The sequence below is a fragment of the Mucilaginibacter sp. SG564 genome, from assembly GCF_013149275.1.
Classification (GTDB): domain Bacteria; phylum Bacteroidota; class Bacteroidia; order Sphingobacteriales; family Sphingobacteriaceae; genus Mucilaginibacter.
Genome location: NZ_JABGNA010000013.1, coordinates 73,448 through 85,997, shown reverse-complemented (window position 1 = coordinate 85,997; position 12,550 = coordinate 73,448). Strand labels below are relative to the sequence as shown.

Here is a 12,550-nt window from a genome sequence, read left to right as displayed (position 1 = left end):
CAAGCTTCATTGCCACCTGGTTTAGGCTAAAATCAGGTAGCTTGTGGACCGGCGTTATGCTGCATGCCAGCCATAATCTTTTTGTTCAAACTTTTTTTACCCCGATGACGATCGCGAATGCGCAGACCAAGTATTTTGCCGATGAATTTGGGGTAGTTATAGCCGCTGTATCTGTTTGCTTCGCCATTTACTTTTGGACCAGACGAAAGGAATTAAGCGTAGTGGGATAAATAAAAATCACGTCATTGCGAGCGATAGCGTGGATAACCGACTGGAGGGAGCTCATTAATGCCTTTAAAATAATTAACAACATTAATAATCCCCGGGAGGCAGAGCCGCTCTGTATAGTTGGGGATTGCCACGTCGTTCCTCCTCGCAATGACGCAGGGGAGAAAAGCTGCATTTATTACCACAAGCGGCACGCTTGCGGCAGCAATAGACAAATTCAATCCAACCCGTCCTCAAACAACTTCCCTTTTTAAAAGTTTATAAAAAGTGTAATAAGAACAATCAATTCTAACAGAAATAACATTTAATGGTGTTTTTGCCATTATTGAGTAAAATACTTTGGATTTCGGTTTGAAAAGAAAAAAGCTGCGCTAACTTTACCTTTGTACTGATTGTTGCTTATTGTATTAACTACACTAATTTAATTGAATAATTAACAGTCAGATATTATTAAAAATGTGATATTTACGTGCGGGATTTTTTAACCGGTTTATATATAACGATATCCCTCACCTAAATACTGTAAATCTATACGAATGAAGAACACGCCAACTAAGTTAAAAGTTCTCTCCATCGATATCGGTGGGTCACATATCAAAGCCACCATCCTGAATGAAAAAGGCGAGCTTAAAATGGATTATGATAAAATTGTAACCCCAGCGCCCGCCAGTCCCGAAAATTTAATAAAGGCCATCAAAACCCTGGTAAAGGATTTTCCTTCCTATGATTATATATCGGTAGGTTTTCCGGGCTACGTAAAAAACGGTGTTATTAAAACGGCACCTAACCTGGGTACCAAATTATGGACCGGTTTTGACCTGAGCAAAAAATTAAGCGAGGCATTGGGCAAACCTACCAAAGTGGTAAATGATGCGGATATGCAGGGCCTGGGCGTGGTTGATGGCAAGGGCCTGGAAATGGTAATAACCCTGGGAACCGGGTTTGGTACCGCTTTGCTGATGGATGGCCATTTATTGCCCCACCTGGAATTGTCGCAACTACCGGTTAAAACTGATAGAAATTATGATGAATACATTGGTGAAAAAGCGCTGGAAAAGCATGGCAAGGAAAGATGGAACAAACGCATGGAGAAGGTTTTTGAAATTTTAAAAACTGTATTTAACTACGATACTTTATATATTGGCGGCGGCAACTCAGACAAGCTTACTTTTAAGCTGGATAAGAATATGAGGATAGTGACCAATGCCGATGGTATAAAAGGCGGCTCCAGACTGTGGCTGTCTGACGCGGAGAGCAGAATTACAAAAGCAACACCAACTAAATAAAATCATACAATACCGAATTAACAATGGAAAATTCTAAGGACATTGAAAAATTGGCGATAGATACCGTAAGGGTATTATCGGCCGATGCAGTACAAAAAGCAAACTCTGGTCACCCAGGCACCGCGATGGCGCTGGCTCCGATGGGTCACGTTTTATGGTCGAAGTTTTTAAACTACAACCCTAAAAACCCGGATTGGGCAAACCGCGACAGGTTTATCCTTTCGGCAGGCCATGCCTGTATATTACAGTACAGCTTTTTGTATTTAACCGGATATGATTTGAGTTTAGATGATATCAAGCAATTCCGCCAGTTAAATAGCAAAACCGCCGGTCACCCCGAATATGGTTTAGCTCCTGGTGTGGATGTTACTACCGGTCCGCTGGGACAAGGTTTTGCCAATGGTGTAGGTTTTGCCATAGCGCAAAAACATTTGGCAGCACGTTATAACAAACCAGGTTTCGACCTTTTTAACTATAATATTTACGCTATCACCAGCGATGGCGACATGATGGAAGGTGTAACATCAGAAGCAGCATCACTGGCCGGTCACTTACAGTTAGGTAACTTAATTTACCTGTATGATGATAACCACATCTCTATTGAAGGCAGCACCGATATTGCTTTTAACGAAGATGTAAGCGCCCGTTTCCGTGCATACGGTTGGCAGGTACAGGAAGTAAGCGATGTAAATGATACCCACGCTTTAGAGCTGGCATTGATCAACGCTAAATCAGAAACACAAAAACCATCATTGATCCGTGTTCGTTCACTGATCGCTTATGGTAGCCCAAATAAATCGGGTACTGCAGGTTCACACGGCTCGCCGCTGGGTGCCGACGAAATAAAGCTGGTTAAACAGTTCTTCGGTTTCGACCCCGAAAAATCATTCAACGTACCAGATGAAGTAATCAAATATTACAATGGCGTAGGCGCAAAAGGCGAAGGCAAAGAAGAAAAATGGAACAAATTATTTGCCGACTATAAAGCTAAATATCCAGAATTAGCTGCCGAGTACGAAGCCGCCTTTAAAGGCGAACTGCCAAAAGGCTGGGCCGATAAGCTGCCGGTATTTAAAGGGTCTGACCCCAAAATGGCAACCCGCCAGGCATCTGGTAAAGTATTAAATGCCATTGCCCCAGCTTTGCCTAACCTGATCGGTGGCGCGGCCGACTTAGCGCCATCAACAGAAACCAACCTGAAAGAGTATACTTCATTTACATCTGAAGACAGGCATGGCCGTAACTTCCACTTTGGTATCCGTGAGCATGCCATGGGTTCGGCGCTGAATGGTATGGCTTTAACAAAAGGCTTGCTGCCGTTTGGCGCTACCTTCCTGCAATTTGCTGATTATATGCGCCCGCCGATCCGTTTGGCAGCCATTATGAAGATCAGCCCGATATTTGTTTATACCCATGATAGTATCGGTTTAGGTGAGGATGGTACAACCCACCAGCCTATCGAGCATTTATCAACCTTGCGTGCAATCCCTAACGTAACGGTTATCCGTCCGGCTGATGCTAACGAAAGTGCATTTGCATGGAAAGTGGCTATCGAGAAAAAAGGCGGCCCAACTGTGCTGGTGTTCACCCGCCAAGGCTTACCTATCCTTGATCAGGATAAATATGGTAAAGCCAGCGATCTGGAAAAAGGCGCTTACATTGTATCAGAAGGCAGCAAAGGCCCTGATCTGATCCTGATAGCAACCGGTTCTGAAGTATCGTTGATTATGCAGGCCCAGGAAAAACTGGAAGCCGAAGGTATCTCCACACGCGTGGTAAGTTTCCCATCATGGGAGCTGTTCGAGAAACAGGATGCTGCTTATAAAGAAAAAATATTACCAAAAGCAAGCCGCAAACGTTTAGCTGTAGAAATGGCATCCCCAATGGGCTGGCATAAATACACTACCGACGAAGGCGATATGCTGGGCATGACCACCTTTGGCGAGTCGGCACCTGCAGAAGACCTGTACAAACACTTTGGTTTTACAGTTGAAAACGTAGTAGCCCGCGCTAAAGCACTTTTATAGTGATTTAGTATCAAGTAGTTAGTATCAAGTATCAAGAAAATGTTTTACATCTTGATATTTGGTACTAATTAAAAGGACAATGAAAAGTCTTGATACTTGATACTAATTACTTGATACTAATAAAAAATGGATTGGAATAGCAATTTAATCACAAACCTGGAATGGTCGTCGGAGATCACCCACATCAGCGGTAAGCAGAAGGTGGCCGATGAAATTGCCGCGAAGGTAAAGGATGGCGATATCCTGGGCGTGGGCTCGGGCTCAACCGCATACCTGGCCCTTGTAGCTATAGCCAAACGGATAAAGGAAGAAAAGCTGAACGTAAAAGCTATCCCTACATCGCTGGAGCTATCCATGTTTTGCAGTAAGCTGGGCGTGCCTTTAACATCCCTGTATGAAAACAAGCCCGACTGGCTGTTTGACGGCGCTGACGAAGTTGACCCCAACAACAGCCTGATCAAGGGTCGCGGCGGGGCTATGTTTAAGGAAAAACTACTCATCAGCTCGAGCGAGGTAAGCTATATTATTGTTGACGATTCGAAAATGGTGACTAAATTAGGCGCGAATTTTCCCGTTCCGGTTGAGGTATTTCCGCAGGCCTTGTTGTATGCAGAAAAAGAACTGCAGCAATTAGGCGCTAACGACATTCTGCTTCGCCCGGCAAAGGGAAAGGACGGGCCTGTAATTACCGAGAACGGCAACATGATACTGGATTGCAAATTTGATGAGATTGGCAGCACCATGGAGCGGGATATCAAATCAATCACAGGCGTTATTGAAAGCGGTCTTTTTATAGGCTACAACCTGCAAATTTTGGTTGCATCGAATACATAGGAGAGAGCAAGGATTTGGGGAGTAAGGAACAAGGACTTTGAAAAGAAAAAGGGTGTCATGCTGAGCTTGTCGAAGCATGGTGTAGTGGCCTCTGCGCACCCCCCTTCGACAAGCTCAGGGTGACAGTCTCTCTCGTTGTTTGTGAGGACACAAACAACCCGCGTTTAGGCAATCAGGAATAGTTGTTTGTGAGGACACAAACAACGGGGATGAAAGCCCCACCCAAACCCTCCCCAAAGGAGAGGGCTTTAAATATATGGGGCTTTGAAAAACTTGCAAAGCAAAGTCCTCTCCTTTGGAGAGGATTTAGGTGAGGCTGAGGCTAAATGATACTCAGGTTACCTATTTTACAATATAAATTAGGAACTTTAACCTATAATACAAATGCAGGCGGTTGGGGAGGTGAAACCGCCATTTGCACAATAAATACATCTACCTCATAAATTGAATTTTGAACTTTAAAACAACCTAATAAAATGGCAACTAATAATGTAAAGCAAATACATAGTTTCGGACAAAGCATCTGGCTTGATTTTATTGATCGGGAGATCATGGCATCCGGAAAGTTACAAAAACTGATAGACGAAGATGGCGTTAGAGGCGTAACCTCAAATCCGGCCATTTTTGAAAAAGCCATCACCAGCAGCTCGGATTATGATAATGATATTGTTGAATTGTCAAAAACTACTGACGACAATGAGCAGCTGTTTTTTGGTCTCGCCGTAAAAGACATCCAGCAGGCAACCGATTTGTTTAAAGGTATCTACACCGAATCAAACAAAGTTGACGGTTATGTAAGTCTGGAAGTTTCTCCGTTTTTAGCTTTGGATACCGAAGGTACCGCTAAACAAGCCGAAGAACTTTGGAAAAAAGTTGATCGTAACAACGTAATGATCAAAATTCCGGGAACACAACCTGGTTTAGCTGCTATCAGACAGTCGATCGCTAAAGGTATCAACATCAACGTAACCTTGCTATTTGGTTTAGAGCGTTACGAAGCTGTTACCGAAGCCTACATTTCTGGTTTAGAGGATCATTTGGCTGCTGGTCACGAGATCGCGCACATCGCATCAGTAGCCAGTTTCTTCCTGAGCCGTATCGACGTTATTGTTGATCCGCTGTTGGAAGCTAAAGGCGAAAAAGACCTGGTTGGCGAAGTTGCTATCGCGTCAGCAAAAAAAGCATACGAAATTTACAAAAGAGTGTTCAGCACCGAAAGGTGGAAAAAACTGGCCGCCAAAGGCGCTCAGCCACAACGCTTGCTTTGGGCAAGTACCGGCAGCAAAAACCCTGCTTTCAAAGACACCAAATATGTTGAGGCCCTGATTGGTCCGGACACTGTAGATACCGTTCCATTGGAAACTGTTGATGCTTTCCGTGATCACGGTATTGCTGCTAATACTTTAGAAGCCGGTTTAGATAAAGCCACTGAAGTTTTAGCTAAACTGCCAAGCTTAGGTATCGATCTTGCCGCTATCACCCAGCAACTGGAAGACGAAGGCATCGAGAAATTCAACAAGCCATTTGAAAAATTACTGAACGCTATCGAGGAGCAAAAAAGCAAAGTAAGCTAATTGCACCATGGAAGCAGCAAATATTAAAATCCTCTTTTTTGACGTTGGTGGCATTTTGCTCACCAACGGTTGGGGGCGCGATTCGCGTAAGCTGGCCTGCGAAAAATTCGGGCTCGATCATGCCGAAGTGAATGAGCTGCACAACTTTGTATTCAACGTATATGAAATTGGCAGCATCACGCTCGACGAATACCTGGATACGGTAATTTTTAACCATCCCCGCGATTTTGTTCGCGAGGATTTTAAAGAGTTCATGTTTTCTCAATCAGTTGTGTTAGGCGATACACTGGCCTGGCTTAAGGAGTGGAAAAAAGATTGCGGTTTCCGCATTATTTCGCTCAACAACGAAGGCAAAGAACTGAACGATTACCGGGTTAAGAAATTCAAGCTGCATGAGTGCTTTGATGCTTTTGTGTCATCGTGCGAGGTTAAAATGCGCAAGCCCGATCCGGGTATCTGGCAGCTGGCTATGGGTATTGCCCAGGCTTCGCCGCAGCAATGCGTGTATTTTGACGACAGGATCATGTTTGTGAACACGGCCCAGAAACTGGGGATCCGCGCGTTCCAGCACACCGATTTCGAAACCACCAAAAAAATACTAGAAGATCTGAAAAAAGAAAATAACGTTCATTAGTTCAGTGGTTCATTAGTTCATTGGTGAATAGTTTAATAATGATCATTGGAAAAGCCCAATGATCAATAAACTAATGAGCCAACAAATAAACTAATGAACCATTAAACAAGTACCAATGAACTAATGAACAAATAAACTAATGAACCATTAAAGATGAGCGCAACAGACAATAAATATGCTTTCGGTATGATAGGCCTGGGTGTTATGGGCCGCAGCTTGCTGCTAAACATGGCCGACCACGGTTTTGCAGTAGCCGGGCATGATAAAGATACCACCAAAGTAGCATCACTGAACGAAGAAGCCGGCGACCGTGCCGCTAAAGGTTTTAGCGATGTAAAAGAATTTATCCAGAGTTTAACCACGCCGCGTGCCATCATGATGCTGGTACCGGCCGGTAAAATTGTGGATAGCGTAATTGAAGAACTGACTCCGCTATTGGAGAAAGGCGATATATTGATCGACGGTGGTAACTCGCACTTTACCGATACCAACCGCCGTGTAGAAGAACTGGAAGCCATTGGCCTGCATTTCTTTGGCATGGGTGTTTCTGGTGGCGAAGAAGGCGCACGCCGTGGCCCGAGCATGATGCCGGGTGGCGATAAAGATGCCTACAACGTAATGAAGCCTATTTTTGAGGCCATTGCCGCCAAAGTTGATGGCGTACCTTGCGTAACCTATATTGGCCCGGGTGCATCTGGTCACTTTGTGAAAATGGTACACAACGGTATCGAGTACGGTATTATGCAACTGATTGCCGAAACCTACGAGATCCTGAAAAAAGGCTTGAAACTGGATAACGACGAGATCGGTAAAATTTTCGCCGAGTGGAACGAAGGTCGTCTGCAATCATTCCTGCTGGATATCACCAAGGATATTTTCAAATTCAAAGCTCCGGGCACCGATCATTTATTGTTGGATGATATTAAGGACGAGGCCCGTGCTAAAGGTACCGGTAAATGGACATCGCAAGTGGCTATGGACCTGCAGGCCCCTATCCCTACGGTAGATACCGCGGTGTCTATGCGCGACCTGTCAAAATACAAACAACTGCGCGAAAAAGCGGCTGCATTGTACGCCAAAGACCCAATTGTATTGGATGCTGATAAAGCCGAACTGGTAGCAGCTTTGGAGCAGGCCTTCTATTTCACCATGATCATCAGCTACGCGCAAGGCATGCATTTGCTGTCGAACGCGTCGGCAGAGTATAACTATGACCTGCACCTGGGCGAGATTGCCAAGATCTGGAGAGGCGGCTGTATCATCCGTTCAAAATTCCTGAACGATATTTTCAAAGCTTACGAAAAAGATGCCAAACTGGAACACCTGCTGTTAGATTCAAACGTACAGTCGATTGTAGAAAGCGTGGTGCCGGGCATCAGAAAAGTATTGTCAAAAACTATTGCTGCCGGAGTAGCTGCACCAGCTTACGCCGCATCATTAAGTTACTTTGACGCTTTCCGCAGTGCGCGGATGCCATCCAACCTGATCCAGGCTCAGCGCGACTATTTCGGCGCGCACACCTACGAGCTGATCGGCAAAGAAGGCACCTTCCACACACAATGGGCAGCGGAGTGAATTAGTATCAAGAGATAAGAATCAAGAAATAAGAGTCAAGAATCAAGAGATAAGAATCAAGAAAAAATCAGCATAATAATTTTTATTGTTGTTATCTTGTTTCCTGACTCTTAATTCTTGCTTCTAAATAAAAAAGCAATGAGCACACAAACTAAATCAGATCCTACTATATTCATCATTTTTGGTGGCACGGGGGATTTAAATTCACGGAAAATTGCGCCGGCCCTGTATAATCTATTTTTAGATGGATGGCTGCCAAAACAATATTCCATTATAGGTACCGGTCGTACCAAACTTACCGACGAGCAATTCCGCGAGAACCTGCATAACGATATCAACCAGTTTTCGCGCAGCGGCAAAGTTGACGAGAAAAAATGGGCCGAGTTCCAGGCAAACATTTATTATCAGGTATCGGATGCTAACGATTTTGAAACTTACAAAGAGTTTGGCAAACGCATCGAGAAACATAACACCGACTGGAAAGCTAAAGCCAACGTTATATTTTACCTGGCTGTAGCGCCAAACTTCTTCCCGATCATCGCCTCGAACATATCAAAAGCCAAACTGGCCGACGATAAAAAACGCGTACGGATCATCATCGAGAAACCATTTGGGCACGATCTGGAAACCGCTAAAGAGCTGAACAAGCTGTTGTCGGGCATTTTTGATGAATCACAGATCTACCGTATCGACCATTACCTGGGTAAAGAAACCGTTCAGAACATTATGGCTTTCCGCTTTGCCAACTCCATCATGGAGCCGCTGTGGAACCGTAATTATATTGAGCACGTACAGATCTCGGTTACCGAGCAACTGGGTGTGGAAGAACGTGGTGATTATTATGACGGATCGGGCGCTATGCGCGATATGATCCAGAACCACTTGTTGCAATTACTTTGCCACATAGCTATGGAACCACCGGTTAGCTTTAGCGCCGACGAAGTGCGTGACCGTAAGGTTGACGTATTAAAGGCTATGCGCAAGTTTAGCCCGGAGGATGTACGTAACTCGGCCGTTAGGGGCCAGTACGGCAGCGGCTGGATGAAAGGGAAGGAAGTTCCCGGCTACCGCGAAGAACCAAAAGTAAACCCGGAATCAAATACCGAAACTTTTGCAGCCATCAAATTCTTTATTGATAACTGGCGTTGGCAGGGTGTTCCGTTCTATTTACGTACAGGTAAAAGATTGCACCAGCCGTCATCGGTTATTACCATCCAGTTTAAGGATGTGCCTCACCTGATATTCCCGACCGAAGCCGCCGAAAGCTGGCAGCAAAACAGGCTCATCATCAGCATACAGCCCGAAATGAGCATTCGTTTACAGGTGCAGGCCAAACGCCCGGGTATTGATATGGTGCTGAACGCCGTTGATATGGTATTTGATTACAAAGGTACCTATACCAACCAGGCCCCCGAAGCTTATGAAACACTGATACTGGATACCATGCTGGGCGATCAAACCCTGTTTATGCGTGGCGACCAGGTAGAAGCTGCATGGGAGCTGGTTATGCCGATCCTGAGCACCTGGCAAAATAAAAAGAGCCTGAATTTCCCTAACTATTCTGCCGATTCATGGGGACCGGAAGCCGCCGAAGCATTAATTGCCCGCGACGGATTTACCTGGTTCACCCTGCCGGTAAATGGGAAGAAAAGTTAATAAAACAGGAGTTTCAGATAAAAACTCTAAATGTCATTTCGAACGAACAGAGATGGATAGTGTGATGGGGTGAGGAGAAATCTTTTGCTCAATGCTGTAAATGATAGCATAACGTATAAGATTTCTCCTCGTACCTCGTTCGAAATGACATAGTTTTCTTTAATATAAGTCTAAAATTCATAGTCATAAAGACTTAATGATTAGGTCTCAACACTATTAATGCACTAATAATGAAATTAAATATTTTTAATACTGCTGATGAGGTACTAACCGGGTTGGCAGATTATTTTGTTAAAATAGGTAACGAGTCCATCACCGAAAGAGGCAGGTTTACCGTAGCCCTGTCGGGCGGCAGTTCACCAAAAAAATTGTATGAGCTGCTGGCATCTACATCCTACGCCGACCAGCTGGACTGGGAAAAAGTATTTTTCTTTTTTGGCGATGAGCGTAACGTACCGCAGGATCATAAGGACAGCAATTACCTGATGGCTAAAAAAGCCTTGTTTGAGCCTTTGCTGATTAGTCCGGCCAATGTATTTGCTGTTGATACTACCTTTGAACCTGCAGAAGCGGCGGCCAAATACTGGAACCTGATCAGCACCTTTTTTGATGAAGATGAGCCAAGTTTTGACCTGGTACTGCTTGGTCTTGGCGATAACTCGCACACGGCTTCCTTGTTCCCGCACACACCGGTATTGCATGATACCAAAGTGGGCGTAAAAGAAGTTTGGCTGGAAGATCAGCAGGTATGGCGCATTACACTGAATGCTCCGTTGATCAACGAAGGCCGTCATATCGCGTTCCTGGTTTATGGCGAAGGTAAAGCCATCGCGGTACACCATGTACTGGAAGATGACGAGGATATTGAAGAATATCCAGCACAGCTGATCGATTCCATTGCCGGCGAAACCCTATGGTTTTTAGACGAAGCCGCCGCGGCCAATCTGGAAGAGCAGGAGTAATACCTGAACCCCGATTTGATAGATTAAGGGATTTCCCGGATTAAAAAATACTGTAGAGACGCATCACATGCGTCTCTTTTTTTGTGCGTTACTTACTTGCGCTCGTTTGCAAAGGAGCACAAAGTTGAAGAAAATATTTTGTTAAGTTCCCCTCTTGAGAGGGGGCGCAGTGAATTGTGTAGTAGCAGGGGTGTGTTCATGAAGCGGAAGAACACACCCCTCCACCCCTCTCAAGAGGGGAATCGCACTGCCCACCGCTTTTTTTACGTCTTCCCAACACCTGTGGTTGCAAAAGAGCGCAAGCAAAATTGATCCGGCAAGGCAACAGCCCGTGCGATTACTTCCCTCGGGAAGGGGAGGAAGGGGTTTCGCAAACAAGTAAGTCTTCCTCATGCTGTAATCTCTAAAATATCCTGACCCTATTCCAAACTCATCAATAACTAACTAAAACCATGTTAAAATTTGTTAAAATGGATTAAAACGAAGGGTTTTTGAATGAGTTTGGAGCAAAAACGGCTCAAAAAGTGTTAAAATTTGTTAAAATACAGGGTCAAAATGACCTTTTGTAGACAATGCTGATTTGTGCCTGTGTTTGAATTTTGTAACTTTGGGTATGGCAACAGAAACACTCGAAGAGTTTTACAAGAATAAATTTGACTGGCTGCCCAATAACCTGCAGCAGAACATCGGTCACTTTAACGTTTTCAGGATTGAGGACTGTATTGGCCCCAACGCCAAGCCGGTTACTTACAGCCGCAGGAGCTTTTATAAGGTGAGTTTGATGCGCGGCGATAACATTATCCATTATGCCGATAAAAGCATTACACTGACGGGCACTTCGCTGCTGTTTTTTAGTCCGCATGTGCCTTATACTTTTGAGCATCTGTCTGATGACCGTACGGGTTTCTTCTGCATCTTCACCGAAGCTTTCTTTACCGAACGGTTCCGGGGTGGCTTAAGTGAACTGCCGATGTTTGCCCTGGGTGCCAAGCCGGTATATAATTTGAATGACGATCAGGACAGGTACGTGACCGGCTTATTCACCAAAATGCTGGATGAAATAGGTTCTGAATACGATTTTAAATATGACCTGATCCGCAATTACGTAACCGAAATGGCCTATTACGCCCTCAAAACGCAGCCATCAGAAAACGTATACAAACATGCCGACGCCAAAAGCCGCATTACTTCGGTATTTACCGAACTGCTGGAGCGTCAGTTCCCGATAGAGAACCCCGCACAAAGGTTTTCGCTGCGCTCAGCCAATGATTTCGCGCAGCAGCTGTCGGTACATGTAAACCACCTCAATCGTGCCATCCGCGAAACCACCGGCAGAACCACTACCGACCATATTGCCGAGCGTTTGCTCAGCGAAGCCAAATCACTCCTCAAACACACCGACTGGAACATATCCGAAATAGGCTATTGCCTGGGTTTTGAAGAGCCTACACATTTCAATAACTTTTTCAAGAAACAAACCCAACTCACGCCGTCGTCGTTCAGGAACGTGTAAGTAAAGGACGGCGCAATGAATCAATTTGCTTACAGGCCTCTTGTTTCTGCGCGTCATTGCGAGGAGGAACGACGTGGCAATCCCCAATATGCAGAGCGCCTCTGTAAGTCGGGGATTGCCACGCTGCGCTCGCAATGACGCACGTAGTTTTTACTCTCCTTTCGGCGAAACGTAAGCCGTGAGTCATCTGCCATATACTATTTCGAATTACTATAGTCCATTTGTTTTCATCACCACAATTCGTTATATTTGTTATAACTG

At 44.9% G+C, this 12,550-nt stretch carries 10 protein-coding genes; all 10 read left to right on the top strand.

Annotated elements, in window-relative coordinates; translation table 11 throughout:
* Positions 1-104: 104 nt before the first annotated feature.
* The 10 genes from FHW89_RS29025 to FHW89_RS24280 all read left to right on the top strand — a co-directional run bounded on the left by FHW89_RS29025 (position 105) and on the right by FHW89_RS24280 (position 12,289).
* Positions 105-230 (top strand): hypothetical protein, encoded by a 126-nt coding sequence (locus FHW89_RS29025; protein WP_256367819.1) that lies wholly within the window; start codon positions 105-107, stop codon positions 228-230.
* Positions 231-764: 534 nt separating this feature from the next.
* A complete protein-coding gene (locus FHW89_RS24320; RefSeq protein ID WP_172337656.1) occupies positions 765-1,514 on the top strand; it encodes an ROK family protein in 750 nt (249 codons plus the stop codon).
* 23 nt (positions 1,515-1,537) lie between these two features.
* Positions 1,538-3,541 carry a transketolase gene (tkt, locus tag FHW89_RS24315; protein WP_172337655.1) on the top strand — a complete coding sequence of 668 codons (2,004 nt, stop codon included), beginning with the start codon at positions 1,538-1,540 and terminating at the stop codon, positions 3,539-3,541.
* Positions 3,542-3,667: 126 nt separating this feature from the next.
* Entirely contained in the window at positions 3,668-4,375 is a 708-nt protein-coding gene (gene rpiA, locus FHW89_RS24310; protein WP_166092991.1) for a ribose 5-phosphate isomerase A, read from the top strand.
* A 476-nt stretch (positions 4,376-4,851) separates the two neighbouring features.
* Complete coding sequence (gene tal, locus FHW89_RS24305; RefSeq protein WP_172337654.1) at positions 4,852-5,949, top strand: transaldolase; 1,098 nt, start codon at positions 4,852-4,854, stop codon at positions 5,947-5,949.
* A gap of 7 nt (positions 5,950-5,956) precedes the next feature.
* On the top strand, positions 5,957-6,583 hold the full coding sequence (locus tag FHW89_RS24300; RefSeq protein WP_172337653.1) for an HAD family hydrolase: 627 nt from the start codon (positions 5,957-5,959) through the stop codon (positions 6,581-6,583).
* A 153-nt stretch (positions 6,584-6,736) separates the two neighbouring features.
* Complete coding sequence (gndA, locus tag FHW89_RS24295; RefSeq protein ID WP_172337652.1) at positions 6,737-8,158, top strand: NADP-dependent phosphogluconate dehydrogenase; 1,422 nt, start codon at positions 6,737-6,739, stop codon at positions 8,156-8,158.
* Positions 8,159-8,296: 138 nt separating this feature from the next.
* On the top strand, positions 8,297-9,814 hold the full coding sequence (gene zwf, locus FHW89_RS24290) for a glucose-6-phosphate dehydrogenase (RefSeq protein ID WP_172337651.1): 1,518 nt from the start codon (positions 8,297-8,299) through the stop codon (positions 9,812-9,814).
* 230 nt (positions 9,815-10,044) lie between these two features.
* Positions 10,045-10,776 carry a 6-phosphogluconolactonase gene (gene pgl, locus FHW89_RS24285; RefSeq protein ID WP_172337650.1) on the top strand — a complete coding sequence of 244 codons (732 nt, stop codon included), beginning with the start codon at positions 10,045-10,047 and terminating at the stop codon, positions 10,774-10,776.
* Positions 10,777-11,389: 613 nt separating this feature from the next.
* Positions 11,390-12,289 (top strand): AraC family transcriptional regulator, encoded by a 900-nt coding sequence (locus tag FHW89_RS24280; RefSeq protein WP_172337649.1) that lies wholly within the window; start codon positions 11,390-11,392, stop codon positions 12,287-12,289.
* Positions 12,290-12,550: the final 261 nt, after the last annotated feature.

Bases quoted from the DNA above. Each gene is read 5' to 3' on its own strand.
- FHW89_RS29025 (WP_256367819.1), top strand. From the start codon at position 105: ATGACGATCGCGAATGCGCAGACCAAGTATTTTGCCGATGAATTTGGG.
- FHW89_RS24320 (WP_172337656.1), top strand. From the start codon at position 765: ATGAAGAACACGCCAACTAAGTTAAAAGTTCTCTCCATCGATATCGGT.
- tkt (WP_172337655.1), top strand. From the start codon at position 1,538: ATGGAAAATTCTAAGGACATTGAAAAATTGGCGATAGATACCGTAAGG.
- rpiA (WP_166092991.1), top strand. From the start codon at position 3,668: ATGGATTGGAATAGCAATTTAATCACAAACCTGGAATGGTCGTCGGAG.
- tal (WP_172337654.1), top strand. From the start codon at position 4,852: ATGGCAACTAATAATGTAAAGCAAATACATAGTTTCGGACAAAGCATC.
- FHW89_RS24300 (WP_172337653.1), top strand. From the start codon at position 5,957: ATGGAAGCAGCAAATATTAAAATCCTCTTTTTTGACGTTGGTGGCATT.
- gndA (WP_172337652.1), top strand. From the start codon at position 6,737: ATGAGCGCAACAGACAATAAATATGCTTTCGGTATGATAGGCCTGGGT.
- zwf (WP_172337651.1), top strand. From the start codon at position 8,297: ATGAGCACACAAACTAAATCAGATCCTACTATATTCATCATTTTTGGT.
- pgl (WP_172337650.1), top strand. From the start codon at position 10,045: ATGAAATTAAATATTTTTAATACTGCTGATGAGGTACTAACCGGGTTG.
- FHW89_RS24280 (WP_172337649.1), top strand. From the start codon at position 11,390: ATGGCAACAGAAACACTCGAAGAGTTTTACAAGAATAAATTTGACTGG.